The sequence below is a fragment of the Alkaliphilus pronyensis genome, from assembly GCF_009017275.1.
In the GTDB taxonomy this organism is placed as follows: domain Bacteria; phylum Bacillota; class Clostridia; order Peptostreptococcales; family Natronincolaceae; genus Alkaliphilus_C; species Alkaliphilus_C pronyensis.
This window is the reverse complement of the sequence record NZ_WBZC01000018.1, coordinates 13,032-34,643: the sequence shown is the minus strand read 5'-3', so window position 1 is coordinate 34,643 and position 21,612 is coordinate 13,032. Positions and strand designations below refer to the sequence as shown.

The 21,612-nt window shown below is 33.8% G+C and carries 25 protein-coding genes; 4 read left to right on the top strand and 21 right to left on the bottom strand.

The genetic code is table 11. The features are described 5' to 3' along the window. Window positions 1-261: 261 nt before the first annotated feature. The gene (locus tag F8154_RS06125) at window positions 262-576 is read left to right on the top strand and encodes a hypothetical protein (protein ID WP_151860727.1); all 315 of its coding nucleotides are present in this window, start codon (window positions 262-264) and stop codon (window positions 574-576) included. 6 nt (window positions 577-582) lie between these two features. Here the strand turns inward: F8154_RS06125 and F8154_RS06120 are convergent, their stop codons facing one another. From F8154_RS06120 to F8154_RS06095, 6 genes are all read right to left on the bottom strand, one after another. Further along, on the bottom strand, window positions 583-1,800 hold the full coding sequence (locus F8154_RS06120; RefSeq protein WP_151860726.1) for a serpin family protein: 1,218 nt from the start codon (window positions 1,798-1,800) through the stop codon (window positions 583-585). Between the two features lie 171 nt (window positions 1,801-1,971). Then, window positions 1,972-3,141, bottom strand: a complete 1,170-nt coding sequence (locus tag F8154_RS06115) for a TraB/GumN family protein (protein ID WP_151860725.1) — start codon at window positions 3,139-3,141, stop codon at window positions 1,972-1,974. Between the two features lie 119 nt (window positions 3,142-3,260). Further along, complete coding sequence (locus tag F8154_RS06110) at window positions 3,261-4,493, bottom strand: efflux RND transporter periplasmic adaptor subunit (RefSeq protein WP_151860724.1); 1,233 nt, start codon at window positions 4,491-4,493, stop codon at window positions 3,261-3,263. Window positions 4,494-4,530: 37 nt separating this feature from the next. Continuing rightward, complete coding sequence (locus F8154_RS06105; protein WP_151860723.1) at window positions 4,531-6,888, bottom strand: ABC transporter permease; 2,358 nt, start codon at window positions 6,886-6,888, stop codon at window positions 4,531-4,533. Then, complete coding sequence (locus F8154_RS06100; RefSeq protein WP_151860722.1) at window positions 6,888-7,598, bottom strand: ABC transporter ATP-binding protein; 711 nt, start codon at window positions 7,596-7,598, stop codon at window positions 6,888-6,890. Before F8154_RS06100 ends, F8154_RS06105 begins: the two co-directional genes overlap by 1 nt. 358 nt (window positions 7,599-7,956) lie before the next feature. After that, the gene (locus F8154_RS06095) at window positions 7,957-8,118 is read right to left on the bottom strand and encodes a DUF1540 domain-containing protein (protein WP_151860721.1); all 162 of its coding nucleotides are present in this window, start codon (window positions 8,116-8,118) and stop codon (window positions 7,957-7,959) included. Between the two features lie 348 nt (window positions 8,119-8,466). On the opposite strand from F8154_RS06095, the gene F8154_RS06090 reads away from it, so the two are divergent. Further along, window positions 8,467-9,312, top strand: coding sequence for a substrate-binding domain-containing protein (locus tag F8154_RS06090; protein WP_151860720.1), 846 nt, complete (start codon window positions 8,467-8,469; stop codon window positions 9,310-9,312). 144 nt (window positions 9,313-9,456) lie between these two features. Here F8154_RS06090 and hcp read toward each other — a convergent pair whose 3' ends face one another. Both hcp and F8154_RS06080 read right to left on the bottom strand, forming a co-directional pair. Beyond that, window positions 9,457-11,109: a hydroxylamine reductase gene (gene hcp / locus F8154_RS06085; protein WP_243141185.1), complete on the bottom strand. Its 1,653-nt coding sequence runs from the start codon at window positions 11,107-11,109 to the stop codon at window positions 9,457-9,459. A 124-nt stretch (window positions 11,110-11,233) separates the two neighbouring features. Then, on the bottom strand, window positions 11,234-12,076 hold the full coding sequence (locus tag F8154_RS06080) for a divergent polysaccharide deacetylase family protein (RefSeq protein WP_151860719.1): 843 nt from the start codon (window positions 12,074-12,076) through the stop codon (window positions 11,234-11,236). 97 nt (window positions 12,077-12,173) lie between these two features. On the opposite strand from F8154_RS06080, the gene F8154_RS06075 reads away from it, so the two are divergent. Beyond that, the gene (locus F8154_RS06075) at window positions 12,174-12,545 is read left to right on the top strand and encodes a phage holin family protein (protein ID WP_151860718.1); all 372 of its coding nucleotides are present in this window, start codon (window positions 12,174-12,176) and stop codon (window positions 12,543-12,545) included. 163 nt (window positions 12,546-12,708) lie between these two features. Here the strand turns inward: F8154_RS06075 and cwlD are convergent, their stop codons facing one another. Further along, entirely contained in the window at window positions 12,709-13,440 is a 732-nt protein-coding gene (gene cwlD / locus F8154_RS06070; protein WP_151860717.1) for an N-acetylmuramoyl-L-alanine amidase CwlD, read from the bottom strand. A gap of 293 nt (window positions 13,441-13,733) precedes the next feature. Here cwlD and F8154_RS06065 point away from each other — a divergent pair, with 293 nt between their 5' ends. Continuing rightward, window positions 13,734-13,961, top strand: a complete 228-nt coding sequence (locus F8154_RS06065) for a hypothetical protein (protein WP_151860716.1) — start codon at window positions 13,734-13,736, stop codon at window positions 13,959-13,961. Between the two features lie 94 nt (window positions 13,962-14,055). Here F8154_RS06065 and rpsI read toward each other — a convergent pair whose 3' ends face one another. The 12 genes from rpsI to rpmJ all read right to left on the bottom strand — a co-directional run bounded on the left by rpsI (window position 14,056) and on the right by rpmJ (window position 21,608). After that, complete coding sequence (rpsI, locus tag F8154_RS06060; protein ID WP_151860715.1) at window positions 14,056-14,448, bottom strand: 30S ribosomal protein S9; 393 nt, start codon at window positions 14,446-14,448, stop codon at window positions 14,056-14,058. A 35-nt stretch (window positions 14,449-14,483) separates the two neighbouring features. Then, on the bottom strand, window positions 14,484-14,912 hold the full coding sequence (rplM, locus tag F8154_RS06055) for a 50S ribosomal protein L13 (protein WP_151860714.1): 429 nt from the start codon (window positions 14,910-14,912) through the stop codon (window positions 14,484-14,486). A gap of 110 nt (window positions 14,913-15,022) precedes the next feature. Continuing rightward, the gene (gene truA / locus F8154_RS06050) at window positions 15,023-15,769 is read right to left on the bottom strand and encodes a tRNA pseudouridine(38-40) synthase TruA (RefSeq protein WP_151860713.1); all 747 of its coding nucleotides are present in this window, start codon (window positions 15,767-15,769) and stop codon (window positions 15,023-15,025) included. Window positions 15,770-15,881: 112 nt separating this feature from the next. Then, window positions 15,882-16,679, bottom strand: coding sequence for an energy-coupling factor transporter transmembrane component T family protein (locus tag F8154_RS06045; protein ID WP_151860712.1), 798 nt, complete (start codon window positions 16,677-16,679; stop codon window positions 15,882-15,884). After that, complete coding sequence (locus tag F8154_RS06040) at window positions 16,672-17,535, bottom strand: energy-coupling factor transporter ATPase (protein WP_151860711.1); 864 nt, start codon at window positions 17,533-17,535, stop codon at window positions 16,672-16,674. Before F8154_RS06040 ends, F8154_RS06045 begins: the two co-directional genes overlap by 8 nt. Continuing rightward, entirely contained in the window at window positions 17,520-18,356 is an 837-nt protein-coding gene (locus F8154_RS06035) for an energy-coupling factor transporter ATPase (RefSeq protein WP_151860710.1), read from the bottom strand. The genes F8154_RS06040 and F8154_RS06035 overlap by 16 nt, the downstream gene beginning before the upstream one ends. Window positions 18,357-18,496: 140 nt before the next feature. Beyond that, window positions 18,497-18,835, bottom strand: coding sequence for a 50S ribosomal protein L17 (gene rplQ / locus F8154_RS06030; RefSeq protein ID WP_151860709.1), 339 nt, complete (start codon window positions 18,833-18,835; stop codon window positions 18,497-18,499). A gap of 25 nt (window positions 18,836-18,860) precedes the next feature. Then, a complete protein-coding gene (locus F8154_RS06025) occupies window positions 18,861-19,808 on the bottom strand; it encodes a DNA-directed RNA polymerase subunit alpha (protein ID WP_151860708.1) in 948 nt (315 codons plus the stop codon). A 63-nt stretch (window positions 19,809-19,871) separates the two neighbouring features. Beyond that, on the bottom strand, window positions 19,872-20,495 hold the full coding sequence (rpsD, locus tag F8154_RS06020; protein WP_151860707.1) for a 30S ribosomal protein S4: 624 nt from the start codon (window positions 20,493-20,495) through the stop codon (window positions 19,872-19,874). 23 nt (window positions 20,496-20,518) lie between these two features. Next, window positions 20,519-20,917, bottom strand: a complete 399-nt coding sequence (rpsK, locus tag F8154_RS06015; protein WP_151860706.1) for a 30S ribosomal protein S11 — start codon at window positions 20,915-20,917, stop codon at window positions 20,519-20,521. A gap of 22 nt (window positions 20,918-20,939) precedes the next feature. Next, on the bottom strand, window positions 20,940-21,311 hold the full coding sequence (gene rpsM, locus F8154_RS06010; protein ID WP_151860705.1) for a 30S ribosomal protein S13: 372 nt from the start codon (window positions 21,309-21,311) through the stop codon (window positions 20,940-20,942). Between the two features lie 183 nt (window positions 21,312-21,494). Then, window positions 21,495-21,608 (bottom strand): 50S ribosomal protein L36, encoded by a 114-nt coding sequence (gene rpmJ / locus F8154_RS06005; RefSeq protein WP_151860704.1) that lies wholly within the window; start codon window positions 21,606-21,608, stop codon window positions 21,495-21,497. Between the last annotated feature and the right edge of the window lie 4 nt (window positions 21,609-21,612).

Genomic DNA, 21,612 nt, shown 5'->3' with positions numbered 1-21,612 from the left:
AATGCTATATGATTAAAACTACTTTGCTACTTTAGTTATTTTTTTGTTATCTATGCTAGCACATAACTCTATTCGCCAAATTACGACATTATCCTTTTTCTTTTGTTCGAGCTTTTTCGACATGTATTTTTTAAAAAGGGTTTAATATTGTTAATTATTAGCATTGTTTTTTTACAATATTTCTAGTAATTGTAATGACCAATTTCTTTATCACCTTTTTTAATATACTTGAATAGGCTTTATTGAAGGGAGGATAATAAAGTGTCTATAAAATCAGTTTTATCTAGGGTTTTTAAAAATGAAGAAGTACAATCGGATTATGTGAAGGTACAATTAAAACCATTGGATATAGAAATGAGTAGAAACACAAACCCAGATATACCACATGAAGTAACTGTGGTAGTGCCAAGGGCTGAGATACGTGAAAAGTTTAATGAGAAGGGACAACTAATAGAGAGGGAGGTAATACTTAATAGTATTACTGTAGTCCATGCTCCGAGGCATCCACTTGCGGGACCACCTTCACCCCCTCCTGTTATACCAGAAAAAGCAGATATAAATTTCAAACCTAAATAGTATACTTTATTTAATATCTAATAACTTACCCATGAAGAGTACTGTTCCTAGTTCTTCTTCTGCAATAATAAAAATAAATGGTCGATTAGCTATAAAGCTGATTTGATCCATAGCGGCTGATTCAGCCATCTCCACCACTGTAACTGCCGCAGCTTCACTACCCTCTTCATTAACTTCGATTACTGCTTTATGATATACTTTATTTATAAATATACCCTCTCTTATATCTGAAAAATCAGCATCTCCAGTAAAAGCTTCTCCCATACCTAAATTCGTTAAGCTATCATTTAATTCTTTTATACCATATTCCAATTTAAATCTTGGTATTTGAAGTACTACATCTTCTTTTTCTGAGATACTTTCTCTTATATCCCTCCACTTATTTGCATCTAAATCCTCAATAAAACTATTAATGGAGGTATTTTCATTTGGAAGTATACAATACATTGCAGTTTTGCCATTACCATATGGTAATTTAACTGCCTTAAACCCATCTCCTTCTCCATACTCTACAGAATCATTCCTGCTCATCATTTTTATATCTCTAACATTTCCATCCTCACTATAGAATTTTCCATCAAAGGTACGATCCTTTTGAAACTCATTAGTCCATTCTCCCTTGAAGTATATGGCATTAATAAGGTACATTAATACATTTTGAGGGATAGGTGGATTAATCATTTTATCTATTTTTTCATTTGTAGCATCCTTAATCCAATCATTGATTGTGTTTGCAGCATTGGCATCTGAAAAATCTAAATCTGTTACATGGGCATTAAATACCTCTTTATTTACATCAAGAAATGCTTTGTTGAAGGCTTCTCCTTTTCTTGCCCAGATGGAATTGCTGATATTAAGCTCAACTTTGCTATCTATGTTTTCTAAATATTTCAGTAGTTCTCTATAGCTATTATTCAGTTTGTCAGTTTCAATTTCTTTGTAATTTAATGCCTCCGCCATACCTTCTTTAGTTGCTCCCTTAGCACCTTGATATGTCATGGAAAGGGCTGTTGATATGCTAATTGGCGAGATGAAAACATTATCCCTTTGATCTTCTTTATTTGCTTCTTTAAAAATATCAAAGGCAAACTCTGTATTGCCACTTATTAACTTTTCATCAATCTTTTCATACTCAATATTGTCCACGTCTGTGTCTGTAATGCCATTACATGCTGCTAAAGAAATAACCATTAGAATAACCAATATTAAGCTTAATCTTCTCATGTTCTTCAACTCCTTAAATGTGTATTCTTACTTTTTAGACGTATAGGCTAGAAAATAGTTCCCTGTCGTAAAGATCATGTTTACTTTTAGAAAGAAAAAAGTATTTTGCTTTTTAAAAATGCCAAAATACTTTTATATTTAACTCTATATATGATTTTACATAATAAATATTTATCCCATAATCTGTTTTATAAATAAACGTACTACATCTGCCCCTCCAATAAATGTGCCTATTGAGCTGCCAAGGTTAGTTAAAGCCACAACCAGTAGTATACGTGTAACTTTATTTTTCCAAAAGCCTTTTAGGGTGTAAACATCCTCTGAAAGCTGTTCAAAATCTGCTACGCTTGGACGTCTAAAATATGCTTCTACTATACCAGCAAACCACCCTGCTGCCAATAGTGGATTTAATGAGCTTATTGGTGCTATTACAAATGCTGTAATTATAGTGAAGGGATGGCCCAATGAAACTGCTGCTCCAATGGCTGATGAAATTCCGTTCCATAGAACCCAGCTCATTGTTTGATCTATACCTGCCGATCTATTTACATAGAAGGTATAAGCAATAATACTTAATATTAGTATAGGTATTGACCAGCCAATAATTTTAGGAAGCTTAGATCTTTTTGGTGCTTTTGAAAGTGCTGCTAAGTCATTCTCCCTCTTTATTTCTTCTTTTATGCCTGGAACATGGGCTGCCCCCAATACTGCAACCACCTTATTCCCTGGTGCTTCTTTTATTTTTTGTGCAAGATACTGATCTCTCTCATCAATTAAGGGAATCTTTAATTTGGGAAAGGCTTCTGTAAAGTCATTTAGCATTGAGTTTAACATATCTTGAGACTTTAGCTTTTCTAATTCCTCCTCTGATATGGTATCATCATTGAAAATACTAAGGAAAATTTGAAGCATTAGCTGTGCCTTACCCTTTAATCCAATTCCATGCCATATTCTTGAGAAGGTTATTTGTATGCTTCTATCTGCCAAAACTAGGTTAGCACCTATCTCTTTAGCAGATTCGATACCCTGTATCATCTCCTGTCCTGCCTTTATATTGAATTGCTTAGCTATTCTTTTTTGGAATGAGGATATTACAAGATTAATTAAAAGAAAGGTTGCTTTTTTTTCTTTAATAACCTTAAATATATCCATGTCTTTCCATTTGCTTCCATCTACAATAGCTTGATATCTTTGCTGATCTAATTCTACACAAACCGAGTCTGGTTTTTCTTTTAGTATAATTTCCTTTACCTCTTCAGCACTTTGCTTTGATACATGGGCTGTTCCTATTAAAATAATCTCCCTATCGTCTAAATATATTCTAGTAATGTTTTCAGACATAATTACCTTCCTTTTATATGCAATATTAAAAAACCTCTATTACTATTATGGTCTAGTTTTCATAAAACTTCAACTGTTTTAATTATTTATGTAGTTATGTGATGTTTTCCTTAAATTACTTATCTGGTTTTTACAGCTGCTCCTTCTTCTAAATCAGTATCTGGAGTAACAATAACCACATCACCCACCTCTAGGCCTGAAATAACCTCTACTTGCCTTTCACTCTCTATGCCTAGTTGAACCTCCTTAAGCTTAGCTTTACCATTTTCTATAATAAAGACATAATCCTTATCTTCCATTTGAAACCTTGAGCTTTCAGGTATAAGCTTTATTCCTTCCTTCTGATATGTAATTATTTTAATATCAAGATCATAGCCCGGCTTAATATTATCAATAGCTACAGACAATTCTATTTCAACTTTAACTCTTTTTTGCTCTATTCCTAAATCGGATATTTTGCTAAAGGCTTGGGGATGTATTTTTTTAACCCTTCCTTTTACATAAGCTATTCCTAAGTCTTTGTTTGATATTTTTACCTCTGATCCCTCGGTCACATTTGAAATATCACTAACTAGTATATCACTTTCTAAATATACCTTATGGGTATTTCCAATATCGAATAATTTCATGCCTGGCTGAATATAGCTACCCTTTTCTATCTCCTTCATTAATATTGTGCCATCAAGCTGTGATGTTATAGTGAAGTCAGATGTATTGCTTTTTAATTCTTCTATTTGTGTATCAATTTGACTTAGTTGGGCTTCAAACTGTGCTATAACATTCTTTGATGCTGGTTGTTTTAGAAGCTCTAAGCTTAATCTCATTTGCTGTAAATTATTTTGTTCTGTATTTAGTGCTATTTGTGAATTGATTAGCTCTTGATGACTTATGGAGCCTGCTTTATATAGGGCTTCGTTATTGACTACTGTTTTTTCTGTTTGCTTTGTTTTTGCTTCTAATAGTGCTATTTCTAGCTCTAGCTTTTGTAATTCCTTAGAATCTATCGGCTTTGTTGCTTCTCCATATTGTGCAGCTATTAGTCTTCTTTGGGCCTGGAGTTGTTTTATTTGATTCTCTATATGATTACTATCTAGCTTTGCCAATACATCTCCCCTCTTGACTGTATCTCCAATTTCTACTGGTACCTCTGTAACTTCACCAGCAGCCATTGTATATACTCCACCTGCATCCTTAGCCACCACTACTGCTAACTCCTCAACATATTTTTCTATATCTCCTTCAATAACACTATAGGTTTCAACCTCAAGTGCAGCATTACCTTGAAATATGTAGAATCCAACTAATACAAATACAATAATTACTAATAATGCAATTATTGACTTCTTTTTCATTCTATTCACATCCTCACATTTTGATTTTAAATTTTTTCTAAGAAATTCTGCTCTTTAAAGCATCAATGAAATTAAGCTTATATATTCTTCGTATTGTAGCTAGCTGTGCAACAGTTACAAAAATAATTGTAGCTATTGCTGTTATAATATAGCTTATTGGAGTAATATTTACTGGAATGCTAAATATATCTGTATCGAAGGCGGTTGCAATACCATAACACATTCCATATGCAACAGGAATTCCAATGATTATACCTAGAAGTGTCAATAATCCGTTTTCTCTAGTTATCATTTTGTAAATCTCATTTTTGTCAAAGCCTAAAACCCTTAGGGATGAAAATTCCATAAGCCGTTCACTAATGCTTATAATCGTCACATTATATACTATTGCAAAGCCTAAGATACCACCAAATAGCATTAATAATCCGACTGAATATATAATCATATCCATAAACTCTAAAAAGCTGTTTTTCATATCTTCAACTGATTGTATATTATTTATATTTGCCACATTATTTAGCTTAGCTGTAACATCATCTGACGAGTTCACTAATGCCCCTGTAATCATACCCTTTTCACCTATAATTTTTCCCATTGCTTCAATGTTCATATATGCATTTAGTCCTAAATATTGTTGTGTTATTCCAGTTACTTGAATTTTTGTATCCTCTTTGTTAGGTAAAAAATTTTTAAGTATTATCTCATCTCCAATTTTAATCTTTAGGGAGTCCGCCAATCCTTCAGATAATACTATTCCCTCCTGACTTAGGGTAAAGCTTTCATCTTGAGGACTAGTAAAGTTATACACCTCTGTATTAGTATTTAGTCCAATTACACTTACCACCTTTTTTCTCCAGCCTCTATTTAGTTCAAAGGGAAATTCAAGCTTAGGCTCTATATGCTCTATGTCGATAACCTTAGAAAGCTCTTTGATTCCATTATTATTCATAGGCTTAGAAAAATCTATATTAAAATCCATTGTTTGAAACTCACCATAATGAATTGCAAACAGGTCACTAAAAACATATGACATAAAAATCGGTACCATTGTTATTGAATAGGTTAAAGCAATTCCAATAATTAAGAAAAGTGCCCTTCGTTTGTTTCTCATAATATTTCTAATAACTATTTTCCAGCTAAAGGTTAGCTTACTCCAAATTGGTTTTATTCTTTCTAAAAATACTCTTTTTCCTATCTTTGGCGCCTCTGGCCTCATGGAGTCAGCTGGTAAAATTCTGAGAACATTTCTTGCCCCCATTAATCCTGATAAAATACAAAATATACTGGTGAAAATTACTCCATAGATGATATAAATAAAGTAGACTTCAGTTCTCATAATTGGTATATTCATGTACTGCATATATACATTTGTAAAGACTCTTGAAAGCATAATGCTGAATACAATACTAAATATCGAACCTATTAATCCTATAGATAATGAGTATTTAATATAGTGCTGCAATATTTGTATGTTATTATAGCCTAATGCCTTCATAACTCCAATAGCCATTCTATCATTTTTTACTGTTCTGGATAACATAATATTAATTATGACACCAGCAACAATTAAAAACAACACAGGTACTGCGGTTGACATTTTATCTAATGAGTCTAATTCTTCCATCATCATCTTATGACTTAGCTGGTCATCTCTTTTAATTATTCTTTCTACTCCATACCTATCCAATTGGTCTTCTATCTCATCAATAATTGTATCTATTTTATATAGGCTTTCATCATCTACTTTTATCATTATCTGATTATAGCTACCCTGATAGCCAAAGACCGATTGTGCAAAATCCTCTCCAACATAAATAACTCCAAATTTCTCAGGTGCTGGTAGTATGCTTTGTTCATTTTCCATTAAATAAATATATTCTGGACTTCCTACAATACCTATAACATCTAAGGGATATTCTCTACCTGCAATATATGGAGTTATTTTATCGCCTATACCTATTCCCCTTGCCTCTGCAAACTGCCTAAGCATTGCGGTAGCTTTTATTTGCTTTTTAACTTCTCTACCCTCTATTGTAAAAAGCTTATTAATTGGCTTTTCTTCTTTGGGGATTGATACAACCCTAACTCTTACCTTCTCATTAGGGTTTTCTACCTTTAATGGTACATCAACCATTACTCTACCTTGTGCCATTGATATGCCTTCTATTGTATAAAGCTGGTCTATTGCTGCCTTTGGTATTCTTACGACCTCTACAAAAACGTCACCGTAATTTGTAATATCGTAATAGCTATCTATTGTATTATTCAGGTTGTCAAATGTCATGCTAAAGGATATGTAAATAGTCAATGCAAGAATTATTACAACAGCAATGGATATAAATTGTCCCTTTGAGGCCTTTATCATTCTTAACAGCCTTATATCTAGCTTTCTCATTACCATTCAATCCTTTCGGGAGGGATTGGATTTTTATTTTCCTTGATTTCCACCAGCTCACCACTTCTCATTTTTATCACTCTATCAGCCATATCACCTATTGGCATATTATGGGTTATAATAACAACAGTTTTATTGAGTTCTTTGTTTATTTTCTTTAACAGTGAAAGTATTTTAATACCTGTCTCAAAGTCCAATGCACCTGTGGGCTCATCACAGAGAAGTATTAATGGATTTTTAGCAACTGCCCTTGCTATAGCCACCCTTTGTTGTTCTCCACCACTCATTTGTGCAGGAAAGTGATCTTTTCTATCCTCTAAACCAACTGCCTTCATTATTTCATCAATGTCTAAAGCATCCTTACATATTTCAGTGGCAAGCTCTACATTTTCCCTTGCTGTTAGATTGGCCATAAGGTTGTAAAATTGAAAAACAAAGCCTATTTTTTCTCTTCGATAGTTGGTTAATCGTTTATCATTATATTTAGTGATTTCTTCCTCCTTTAAAAACACCCTTCCTTCAGTAGGTAAATCCATACCTCCAATAATATTTAATAGGGTGCTTTTACCTGAGCCACTGGGGCCTAAAATCACAACAAATTCCCCTTGATATAGCTCTAAATTTATATTTTTAGCTGCTGTAACCTCTACCTCTCCCATTTGATATATTTTACTAATGTTTTCTACCTTCATTAAAGAATTATTCGCCATTATTCCACCCCAATTCCATGTAGTTTATTTTTAAACAGGCGACATTACTAATATTCCCCTTCCTAAAGGGGGAGTTAAGTGTCGCCACTCTTGCAGTTATTCACAAACGTCTGTTTTTAATTATTTTATTATATTATTATATTATACTACATAACCATTTTTACACAATAACTACTTAATATATAATAAAACCCCATTGGATTTCTTATCTAATGAGGTCTTGCTTTAATTTTCAGAATTTGTAATTAAGTCATTAATGTACTGATAATTAAATTGTAAGAGTTAAAGCAGATAAGTCTAAACATTATTAAGATAAAATGATAGCAGTATTATGCAGCTGCTATCATTCTATTTAATGCTACTTACTCATTTTAAAGCTTCCACAATCTGTTGTCTCTTGATTAGTAGCCCTATCTTTATGCTTTACTACATTTATATGGTCCAGGCTACAGAAAGCATCTTCTTTAGAGTGGTATTCACATTCAGTAACTGTACAACCGATTTTTTTATTAGTCTTCATTTAATAGCCTCCTTATTAGGTTATTTTAATGTGACCTTTATTATTTTTTGTATTAGCCTTGTTTTTATACCTGCTAAATATTTAATTCAATCACTAAAATTTATCACTGGATATTCATTTTTGATATTAAGGATGTCTTTGAATGTCAAATTTAGTATAATACCTTCTGGTTTTAACATGTAATTGACAAAGCTATTAATTAAGCTTAGAATAAAGTGAAATTACAAAGTAGGCTTAATTTTTTTTTATAATTAAAAAGTGTTATGTAAAAATATTTTAAGGATTATATAGTTTAAAATCCTGATTAATTGTAAGTTTCTTTATAGCTTTTAAAGGAGAGGTTATTAAGTGAATAAAAGTATATTTTTAAAAGCTTGTTTCGCAATATTAATAGTATATCTTATAACTTTTTCAGCTGCCTGTAGTCTTATAAGCAGCAAAAACTCAACAATTATATTGGCAACAACCACCAGCACTGAAAACAGCGGTTTATTGGATTATCTTTTGCCTGTTTTTACTGAAGATACAGGCGTAAAGGTAAAGGTAGTGGCTGTAGGAACAGGACAAGCCCTAAGAATGGGGGAGGATGGAGATGCAGACATTATACTTGCCCATGCCAAGGCTGCTGAAGATGAATTTGTTAAATTAGGCCATGGAGTTAAAAGATTTGATGTTATGTATAATGACTTTATTTTGATTGGTCCATCCAGTGATCCCTTTAACATATCTACCCTTGCAAAAAACAATATACTTGAGGCCTTTGCCTTAATTAATACCAATAAAGCCACTTTTATATCAAGAGGGGACGATTCGGGTACCCATAAAAAGGAGCTAGCTCTATGGAGTCAGCTTGACATTGAGCCAACAGGAGACTGGTATTTTTCTGTTGGTCAGGGTATGGGTCAAGTAATACAAATGGCTAACGAGAAAAATGCCTACACTCTAGCAGACAGAGGAACCTACACATCTATGAAGGGTAAAATCGATTTGCAAATTATTGTAGAGGGAGATCCTACTCTATTTAATCAGTATGGTATAATAGCTGTTAATCCTAAAAAAAATCCCAGTATTAACTATGATGGGGCTAAAAAGCTTATCCAGTGGATGCTTTCAGAAAAGGGGCAGTATCTTATAGGTGAGTTCGGTAAAGAAAAATATGGTGAAGCTTTATTTATTCCCAATGGAGGTAATTAATAGATTGAATATGTAATGCTTCTCTAAAAAACTAAGGTGGTCACCCATTAAGCTATAAGGGTAGTAGTGTATAGCCTTTAGAAGCTAAAAAAAAGAGGTTCGAGGTGAGAAAAAGCAGTTAATTCTCACCTCCAGCCTATTTTTTTATTCTAAAAACATTTTTACATCAGCTTCTACATTTGTAATTCCACCAATACCAAAGTTTTCCACAAGTACTTTTACCACATTTGGTGATAAGAAGGCCGGTAGAGTTGGTCCAAGATGGATATTTTTAACTCCTAAATGTAGTAATGCCAACAATACGATTACAGCTTTTTGCTCATACCACGCAATATTATATGAAATTGGTAATTCATTTATATCATTTAACTCAAATACCTCTTTAAGCTTTAATGCTATAACTGCCAATGAGTATGAGTCATTACATTGGCCTGCATCTAATACTCTAGGAATACCACCAATATCTCCTAAATCTAATTTATTATACTTGTATTTAGCACAGCCAGCGGTTAATATTACTGTGTCTTTGGGTAGTGCCTTTGCAAAGTCTGTATAATAGTCTCTGCTCTTCATTCGTCCGTCACAGCCAGCCATTACAAAGAATTGTTTTATTGCCCCTGATTTAACAGCTTCCACTACTTTATCAGCAAGGCTTAATACCGTATTGTGGGCAAAGCCTCCAATGATTTCTCCCTTTTCTATTTCAATAGGTGGTTTGCACTTTTTTGCATGCTCAATAATCTTTGAAAAGTCCTTTGACCCATCTTCCTTTAATGGAATATGTGTTAACCCTTCAAATCCAACTGCACCTGTTGTGTATACCCTATCCTTATAGGATTCCTTTGGTGGTACTAAACAGTTTGTTGTCATAAGGATTGGTCCATTAAAGCTTTCAAATTCTTTGTCCTGCTTCCACCATGCATTTCCATAGTTGCCCACAAAATGACTATACCTTTTAAATGCAGGGTAGTAATTTGCTGGTAGCATTTCACTATGGGTATATACATCTACTCCTGTGCCCTCAGTTTGCTTCAAAAGCTCCTCCATATCTTTTAAGTCATGTCCGCTTATAAGTATAGCTGGGCTTTTCCTAACACCGATATTAACCCTTGTTATTTCTGGGTGACCGTAGGTGGATGTATTGGCCTTATCAAGTAGTGCCATAGCCTTTACTCCTACCTCACCTGCCTTAAGATTAAGTGCAACTAGATCATCTGCAGTTTTACTATTATCTAGTGTATCAACCAGTGCCTGCTGCATAAAGCTGTATATTTCTTCATCTTCATAGCCTAAGTTAAATGCATGCTCTGTATATGCTGCTAGTCCCTTTAACCCAAAGGTTATTAAGCTTATTAATGATCGTACATCCTCATTTTCTATAGATAGAAAGCCTACTTCCTTAGCTTTTTGTTGAAACTCAGCTTCTGAGCTTGAAAACCATGTAGTTGAATCATTGTCTATATGATTGACTCTTCCTCCGGAATTTAATATGGCTGTCTTTACTTCTTGTCTTAATAATAAGGCTTCATTTATTGTAGCAGTAAATACATTTTTGTCAAAATTTGCATTTGTTATAGTTGTAAATAAGCTTTGTGTGATAAATCTATCGACTTTAATGCTGTTAATTTTAAGCCTTTTAGCCTCAAGGTTGTATGTTGCTAATCCCTTTAATACATAAATCAATAGATCCTGTAGATTAGAAACATCACTGGTTTTTCCACATACACCCCTTACTGTACATCCAGTATTTTTTGCTGCTTCTTGACATTGATGGCAAAACATTTTTTCAGTAGACATCATATCATCCTTTCAAATATATTTTCTTTAGTAACATATTATCAGGAAGTGTTTTTAACAGCTGTGATGTGTATCACATATATTTGTGATATTAATCATATTTAAAGGCTATATTTTTTCCCCTTTAATTACTATTATTTATAAGCTTTGAAGCTGGAAGTATTTCTACTCCCATTGCTTCTAGCTCAGGTATCATTTCCTTTATAGCTTTGGCTGTAGCCCTTCCCCCTTCTGGACCAACATGTCCGATAGCTACTGCTGTTTTATGCTTAATGGCTAAATCACCTAACAGCCTTAATTGCTTTTTGATAGATTCAACATCCTTTCTATTATCTAAAAAAACCAGCCTTTCTAAATAGGGTACTTCATTTTCTATTGCCACCTCTTTAACAACTGATTTTGAGCTTGTTTTGCTATCTAAAAAATACATATTATTATCCTTTAGAACTAGGATAATTGTCTCCATAATCCTTTTATTTTCAGTTACCTTAGAACCCATATGATTATTCATACCAACCGCGAAGGGTACATCCGCTATTGCTTCCTCTACTATTGCTTTTATAACTTCAAGCTCTAAGTCTTCTGTTATTCCTTTTTCCCCTAGCCATTTCGGGTCACCAATATGTGGCTCCATTGGCATATGTATTATCACCTCATGTCCACTAGTAAAAATGTCCCTTGCATCAGCTTTGGTGTTTTTTAAAAAAGGTATCACTGCACAGGTTAATGGTCTATTTATTTCTAAAATTTCCTTTGAGCCTACACCATTGTTTCCAAAATCATCAATTATTATAGCTACTCGTCCCTTTATTTCTGTAGTAGTGTTAGAGGATATTCTACTGTTTTTATTAAAAAATGAATTTTCTAGTTTACTAAAGCCTATTAAAACCAATACTAGTATACAGCATAGTAAAATGTAAAATATTATCCTCTTAGATATTGAAATAGTATATAGTTTTTTCCTCATTACAGCAGCCTCCTTCTTAGCTACTACTTAAAATTTGCATAAAAATCTACTTGTTATGTAATGCTATAATAAATAACAAATGAAGGGAGAATATAATATGTCTAATGAAAGAAGAGAAAGCAGAACTAAAGGTTCACAGGGCGTGGTTAGTAATATCATCAGATTTATAGTATCAGCTATTGTAATAGCTATAGCTGCATTCCTCACTCCTGGCTTTTCTATTGATGGTTTGTGGAGTGTACTTATTGCCGCACTGGTTATCACTATTATTGATTACGTTATTTTTAAAGTAGCCAAATTTGATGCTACACCTTTTGGGAGAGGATTTACTGGCTTTATTGTTGCAGCTATAGTAATTTATGTTACCCAGTTTTTTGTACCTGCTATGGGTGTAACTGTTATAGGTGCTATATTAGGTGCTATTGTTATTGGTTTAATTGATATGGTTATACCTGGAAAGACCTTTTAGTCCTAATTTATACCACCTCCCTTGAGGTGGTTCTTTTATTAAGATTATCCACAGGCTATTATCCACAGTTTGGCTTTTATTATAAGAGTACATAGTAGCTTTAAGAGGCAACTAAATAATTATTTGTGTATTGAGCTGACTTTTATCCAAACTATCCACAATTTTAATCCACATTTGTATTATATTCCTCTGCAAAATATCTTTGTATTCCCACATATATAGACCATGCAATTTTTTTTTGATAATTTTTATCTGCAAGCTTTTTTTCTTCTGTTGAGTTAGACAAAAACCCACACTCAAGTAAGACAGTTGGTATTTCCAAACCCCTCAGTAGATATATGTTGTCCTTTGGTAAAGCCACTCTTTTATTATTTTCATCTAAAATGTTTTTAAACTCCTCTTGTATTATTTTCGCTAGCATTTTGCCCTGGGGATTGTCAGAGGCATAAAAGCTTTGGGCGCCATAATATTGTCTTTGGGGAAAGCTATTTAAATGAATTATAATAAAAATATCTCCTTTACTATTTCTTACGATATCTTTTCTGTTTCTTAGGTCTTCATTTTTTTTATTCCTTATACTCCCCGACTGTGAATATAAGCCTGTATCGGTTTCTCTTGTCATTATTACATAGGAGCCACTTTGTTCAAGATACTCTCTTAGATATTTGGCTATGGCTAAGTTTATATCCTTTTCCACCACTCCACTTCTACCAACGGCTCCAGGATCAATTCCTCCATGGCCTGGATCAATAACTATTGTCTTGGTTGTACTTGGCAGCCTATTAAAGGTTGTAATTGATTTATGCCAAGAGGTTGCTATTATTAGTACTAATATTGCTATTATAATTAATGAAGTAATGTAAAGGGATGTTTTTTTAATAACTATTAATTTCAATACTCTAGCCTCCTTTATCTCAGCGGCGTTACTAACACTCCCGCTTCTTAAGCGGGAGATAAGTGCCGCCAAGCTTCGAAATAAGTGCAACTAGAGTTCAGGTGGAGTTAAAACTCCATCTGAACTAAGTTTTCTTTATATACATGTATGCTGTTATGATTTTTTAATAGCTACATTTATTTATATATATGCTTTGTAAACATGGAAACTTTCCTTATTGTTAAATTGATTTTAGTATTAATTAATAGTTTTTAGGAGAAAATAGAATTAGCATCTTCAAAGGAGGTTTTTAAGTGAATAATAGAGGAGATTATGATTCAATAAAAGATCAGTTGGATTTAATTAGAAGCAATAATACAAAGACACAGGAGGCATTATCTGCTATTCAATTATTAATGGTGGATAATAATAACGGTAGGGTTAAGGACCCACGCTTAATTTCTGAGCTTCAGGCCCTTACTAATACAATTAATAGCTTAAGTGATGATATAAGCTCTTTTTCCAAGCATTTTTCTAACTAGACGCTGAATATAGCTGTTATGTGGTTGTTTTCTAATACAAGTAAAAAAAAGACTATCCATTGACAGTCTTTTTTTATATTTGTATTTTTTAAAATTATCTCTTTGAGAACTGAGGTGCACGTCTTGCAGCCTTTAATCCATATTTCTTTCTTTCCTTTGCTCTTGCATCTCTAGTTAAGAAACCAGCCTTCTTTAAAGCAGGTCTTAAAGCATCATCTGATTTAACAAGTGCTCTTGCAATACCTTGTCTTAAAGCTCCAGCCTGACCTGTAAAGCCTCCACCTTTTACAGTAGCAATTACATCATAATTACTTAGTGTTTCAGTTAGTGTAAGAGGGTGCTTTACTTCTCTTCTTAGGGTTTCATAGTTAAAATATTCTTCAATATTTCTTTTATTTATTGTAACGTTCCCTTCACCTGGAACAAGTCTAACTCTAGCTATGGATTTTTTTCTTCTACCAGTTCCGTAGTATGCTAATTTAGCCATATTAAATAGCTCCTCCCTTCTTAATCAGTATTTAATTAAAATTCTAATGCTTCTGGTTTTTGAGCTTCATGATTATGATTTGGTCCAGAATAAACCTTTAGCTTCTTAACCATTTGTCTTCCTAGTCTTGTCTTTGGAAGCATACCTTTAATTGTGCTAAATACTAGTTTTTCAGGCTTTTCTGCCAGCATTCTTCTAAATGAAATTTGCTTTAAACCACCAATATAACCAGTATGATAAGTAAACATAGATTGATCTAGTTTTTTACCAGTTAACTGCACCTTTTCTGCATTTAAGATGATTACAAAGTCTCCCATATCCACGTGTGGAGTATACTCAGGCTTATGCTTTCCCCTTAATATTTTAGCAACTTCAGATGCTAAGCGTCCTAAGGTTTTTCCTTCTGCGTCAACAACATACCATTTTTTGTCTAATTCATTTGGCTTTGCCATATATGTCTTCATCATTTTCCCTCCTTATATCTTATCTGAATTTTGAGTGTAAGATATCTATACGTAAAGATCCGGGGCTAGTGGATCATTTTTCACGCTTCTATTATTGTAATACAATGAGCCTAGTGTGTCAAGTAGTAAAATACTTTATCTAAATAAAGTCCATGTGGGGGAGCAGTAGGGCCAAGATACTGTCTTTGTCCTGTTTCTAATGCCTTAACAATATTTACATTATCAAATCTTCCTCTGCCTATCTCTAAAAAGGTTCCTACTATTATTCTTACCATATTATATAGGAATCCATTCCCCTGAAAGGAAATCCATAAATTTTTTTCATTTTTTTTGAACTCTATTTCATCTATTCTTCTAACTGTATCCCTTATGCTACTTCCACTAGACATAAATCCTCTAAAATCGTGGGTACCTATTAATAGCTTAGATGCAGCCTTCATCTTTCCTAAATTAATTTCATATGGTATATGATAGCCATAGTTACGGAGTAATGGGTTTCTATAGGTATCTAAATAGATTAGATAGGAATATTTCTTTCCAGTTGCACTATATCTAGCATGGAAGTTTTCTGGCATTTCAGCTGCTCTAAATACACTTACATCCTCTGGAAGGAATCTGTTTATTGCTGATGGAATTTTACTTGTAGGGATTGATGACTCTATTTTAAAATTAGCTACTTGTCCTTTAGCATGTACTCCTGCATCTGTTCTTCCTGCTCCATGAAGGCTTATTTGCTTATGGGTAAGCTTATAGAGTGCCTTTACTATTTCTTCTTGTACTGTTCTTCCGTTGGTTTGCATCTGCCATCCTGAAAAATTTGTGCCATCGTATTGAATTTCAATTTTAATGTTTCTCATTAAAATCAACCCATCTCTATATTCAAATTATTAAGCTTATTAAGAATAACATTATATATTTTTATATAAAATAAGTTTTATCTTCTTTTCATTCAACATTCAACACTAAACATTATCTTATCCTAACATATATTAATATTGCAATAAACATGCCCATTACAGCCATGCTAATAATATCATTTTTTTGTATTACAAGCTGCTTCATTCTTGTTCTATTATCTCCGCCTCGATAGCATCTAGCCTCCATAGCCATTGCTAATTCGTCAGCCCTTCTAAAGGCACTGATGAATAAAGGTACTAATAATGGGACAAGACTTTTAGCACGATTTATTATGTTACCGCTTTCGAAGTCTGCTCCTCTAGCCATTTGAGCCTTCATTATTTTATCGGTTTCCTCCAATAATGTTGGTATAAATCTTAGTGCAATCGTCATCATCATTGCAAGCTCGTGGGCGGGAATACCTATTGGCTTTAATGGATTTAGGAGGTTTTCTATTCCATCTGTTAGTGCTATTGGTGAAGTTGTAAGTGTTAATAAAGAGGTTCCTACAACTAAAAAAACTAGCCTAAAGGCCATAAAGGTACCTTGATACAACCCCTCTACAGTTACATTAAGTGGACCAAGGCTATATATAATAGTACCACTAGTCATAAATATATTAATAATAAAAGTAATGATTATTATAACTCTTAATGGTTTTAAGCCCTTTAGCATATATTTTACAGGTATTTTCGACACAAAAATACAGCCCAGCACAAATAGTGCTACAATTCCATAGGATATAAAGCTACTAACAATAAATAGTCCTACTATATATGCAAAGGTAATAAGTATTTTTGTTCTTGGGTCTAACTCATGTATAAATGAACCAGTTGGATAAAACTGACCAATGGTTATATCTTTAAGCATTTTTATTACCCCTTATCCAGTTTATTATTTCAGCCTTTGCTTCCTCTATTGTTAGGATATCTTCCCTAAGCTTAATATTGTTTTCCTTCAGCATTTTCATTAAGTAGGTTATTTGAGGAATACCTAGTCCTATAGACTCTAGTACCTCCACCTCTTTAAACACCTGTGTTGGCTTTCCTATTAATGATACCTTTCCCTTATGCATAACAATAATTCTGTCTACTAGTTTTGCTATATCCTCCATGCTATGGGAAACTAAAATAACTGTGTTTTGTACCTGTTGATGAAGGCTTTTTATCTGCTCCAGAATCTCATCTCGCCCCTTTGGGTCTAAGCCTGCTGTTGGTTCATCTAGTATGAGTATATTTGGCTTCATTGCTAAAACCCCTGCAATAGCCACTCTTCTACGTTGACCTCCGCTTAGCTCAAAGGGTGATCTATCCCTTAGCTCTTGAAAGGGAAGCCTTACAAGATCCATTGCTTCTACTACTCTAGCTTTTATCTCTTCTTCATTTAAGCCCAAGTTAGCTGGTCCAAAGGCAATATCCTTATATACTGTTTCTTCAAATAATTGATGCTCTGGATATTGAAAGACTAAGCCTACGTTTTTTCTTATGTCCTGTAGCTTTACATCCTTAGATGTTATATCCACTTGGTTAATAAGGATTTTACCTTTAGTTGGCTTTAGTAATCCATTTAGATGCTGTATTAGGGTAGATTTTCCCGATCCCGTATGGCCTATTAATCCAATAAATTCACCTTCAGTAACTTCAAAGCTAATGTTATCCAATGCTGTTGTCTCAAAGGGACTGCTAGGATTATATATATGGGTTAAATTTTCTATTTTAATTGACATAATTTCATCACCATTTCGTCTACAGTTAAAATATCGTGGGGAAGGTCAATACCTTCCTTAATCAATTGATGGGCAAGCTCTGTTACCTGTGGTACATCCAGAGCCAGCTTTTTTAATCTTTCAACCTGAGAAAACACTTCTCGAGGGGTGCCCTCTAAGACAATATCGCCATCCTCCATTACAATAACTCTGTCGGCATTTACTGCCTCCTCCATAAAATGAGTTATGTGTATAATAGTAATTTGCTCTTCTTTGTTTAATTTTTTTATTGTATTTATAACTTCTTTTCTTCCCGAAGGATCTAGCATTGCTGTAGGTTCATCGAAAATAATACAGGATGGACGCATTGCAATTACACCAGCTATTGCTATTCTTTGCTTTTGACCCCCCGACAGTAGATGTGGAGCCTTATGTCTAAACTCCTCCATATCAACCACCTTTAGGGAGCTTTCTATACGATTTCTTATTTCATTTGGCTGAAGGCCTAAATTCTCTGGACCAAAGGCTACATCCTCTTCTACTATTGTAGCAACTATTTGGTTATCTGGATTTTGAAAAACCATGCCTGCAAATTGACGTATATCCCAAATTTTGCTTTCATCCTTTGTATTTAAACCCTTTACAAAAACATCTCCCTCTGTAGGTAATAATAATGCATTAAGATGCTTTGCCAAGGTGGATTTTCCTGAGCCATTATGTCCAATAATAACTACAAACTCTCCTTGCTTGACCTCTAATGAAATATTATTTAGTGCAATAACCTCTTTTTCGCTATTGCTATAGTCATAGGTTACCTTATCCACTTTAATCATTTTTTCCATGTATATCCCTCTTTTAAATTCAATGTATAATGCACCCTCATAGCTCAAATGATATTATACCTTATTTTATAAGAAATAACCATATTTAAATCTGAAATAAAACAGGGACTAAGTACAACACTTAATCCCTCCCATCTCTTCTATACTAATTCTATAATTACAACTTCCGCAGCGTCTCCTCTACGAGGACCAAGCTTCATTATACGGGTATATCCCCCTGCTTTCTCTTGATACTTTGGTGCTACTTCATCAAATAGGTTTTTTACAACAGTTTCATCTGTCATATAGGATAGTACTTGACGTCTAGCATGAAGATCACCTCGTTTTGCAAGTGTGATCATTTTTTCTGCTAGCTTTCTTGTTTCTTTTGCTCTTGATTCTGTTGTTTCTATTCTTCCATGCTTAATTAAACTTGTTACCAGGTTTCTTAGCATGAGGTTTCTATGTCCAGATTCACGACCTAGCTTACGATATGGCATGTCGATACCTCCTTACCTTCTTAGTTTACTCATCACTTGGTCTTAGTCCTAAGCCCAATTCTGCTAATTTCTTTTGTACCTCTTCTAAAGACTTCTTCCCAAGATTTCTTACCTTCATCATATCTTCCTCTGACTTTTGAGTAAGCTCTTCAACTGTGTTTATTCCAGCCCTCTTTAGACAATTATAGGAACGTACAGATAAATCTAGCTCTTCAATGGTCATTTCCAGCACTTTTTCCTTCTTGTCTTCTTCTTTTTGAACCATAATTTCTACATCATTAACATGTTCAGTTAAAGTAATAAACAAATTTAAGTGCTCATTCATTATTTTAGCTGCTAAGGATACAGCCTCATCAGGCTTTATGCTTCCATCAGTAAATACATCAATTATTAACTTGTCATAGTCGGTTACCTGCCCAACACGAGTGTTTTCTACTGAATAACTCACCTTTTTTACTGGGGTAAAGATAGAATCCACTGGTATTATACCTATAGGCATTCCTGGAGTTTTATTGTTTTCAGAAGATATATAGCCTCTTCCATTGGTGATGTAAATCTCCATATTTAGCTTTGCATCGCTATCTAGTGTGGCTATATGCATATCTGGGTTTAGAATTTCTACATCAGCATCTGCAATAATATCTCCTGCTGTAATAGTTCCTTCCCCTACTGCTTCTATGCGAACTGTTTTAGCCTCATTACTGTGTAGCTTGCATGACAAATCCTTTAGATTTAGTATAATCTCGGTAACATCCTCTTTAACACCTGGTATAGTTGAGAATTCGTGTAGAACACCATCAATCTTAACAGATGTTACAGCAGCCCCTGGTAAAGATGATAACATAATTCTTCGTAGAGAATTTCCTAGGGTAGTTCCATACCCTCTTTCTAGTGGCTCTACAACAAACTTCCCATAAGTATTATCATCATTAATTTCTACAATATCAACCTTCGGTTTTTCCATTTCTATCATTCTATAAACCCTCCTTTAATTCTTTTCGCTATTTTAACGAGGGTAACTGATTCCAATTGATTATTATCTAGAATATAACTCTACAATTAGGTTTTCTGCTATTGGTAAATCAATATCTTCTCTTGAAGGCAATGAAACAATTTTCCCCTCTAACTTTTCCATATCAACAGATAACCAATTTGGCACAGTTCCGTTAAAGTTTTCTGCTATTGCTTTGAACTTCTCTGAACTTCTTGATTTATCTCTAACTGCAATTGAATCACCTATACTTACCAAGTATGAAGGTATATCAACCTTATTACCGTTAACTGTAAAGTGTCCATGAACTACCAGCTGTCTAGCTTCTGCCCTTGATGTAGCTAGTCCTAAACGATATACTACATTATCAAGACGAGATTCTAATATCCTTAACAGGTTTTCGCCTGTAATACCAGCTTGCTTGTCAGCCATTTCAAAATACTTTCTAAATTGTGTTTCTAGCACTCCATAGAATCTTTTAGCTTTTTGCTTTTCTCTTAGCTGGATTCCATAGTTTGAAAGCTTTTTACGGCTAAGTCCGTGTTGTCCTGGTGGTACATTTCTCTTGTTTATTGCACATTTATCTGAATAACATCTATCACCTTTTAGATATAATTTCATACCTTCTCTACGACATAATCTGCATACTGCATCTGTATATCTTGCCATTATTACACACCTCCTAATCCTTATTAAACTCTTCTGCGTTTCGGTGGTCTACAACCATTATGAGGTATTGGAGTTACATCTTTAATTGAACTCACTTCAAGACCTGATGCCTGTAATGATCGAATAGCAGCTTCTCTACCCGCTCCAGGACCCTTAACAAATACTTCTACTGACTTTAAACCATGCTCCATAGCTGTTTTAGCAGCTGTTTCTGCAGCCATTTGGGCAGCGAAGGGAGTTGATTTTCTAGAACCCTTGAACCCTAATTGTCCAGCACTGGCCCAAGCAATAGTATTACCTTTCATATCAGTCAAAGTAATAATCGAATTATTAAAGGTTGATTGGATATGAGCTTGACCACGTTCTATATTTTTTCGTTCTTTTCTTCTACGGGTGGTTTTCTTTTTTGCTACTTTAGCCATTTTGATAATCCCTCCTTACCCATTATTTTTTCTTCTTACGACCAACTGTTTTCTTAGGACCTTTACGTGTTCTAGCATTGGTTTTAGTCTTTTGTCCTCTAACAGGTAAGCCTTTAATATGTCTAATTCCTCTATAGCATCTAATTTCCTTTAATCTTTTGATGTTTAATGCAATTTCTCTTCTTAAATCACCTTCAACATGATGGTTGGCATCAATTACTTTTCTTAAGCCATTAATCTCTTCTTCAGTTAAATCCTTAACTCTTGTATCAGGATTAATACCTGCTGCTGCTAAAATACTATTGGAAGTTCTTCTGCCAATACCATATATATTCGTTAATCCAATTTCTACTCTTTTGTCTCTTGGTAAGTCTACACCAGCAATTCTGGCCATAAAACTTTACACCTCCTAATTCACTTTACCTCATATTTTCATGCAATTCTTTAACATTTAGTTATTTATAATGCTTTAGTTTACGGAACTCAGTTTTCACTGAAGCAGCCGCACCCGTAAACTAATTATCACAATGTTATATTATATCATTAATTATCTGAGAGTTCTAGTATGTTTTTGTAATTATCCTTGTTTTTGCTTATGCTTAGGATTTTCACAAATTATCATTACTTTACCTTTTCTCTTGATTATTTTGCATTTTTCACAAATTGGTTTGACAGATGGTCTTACCTTCATTGTT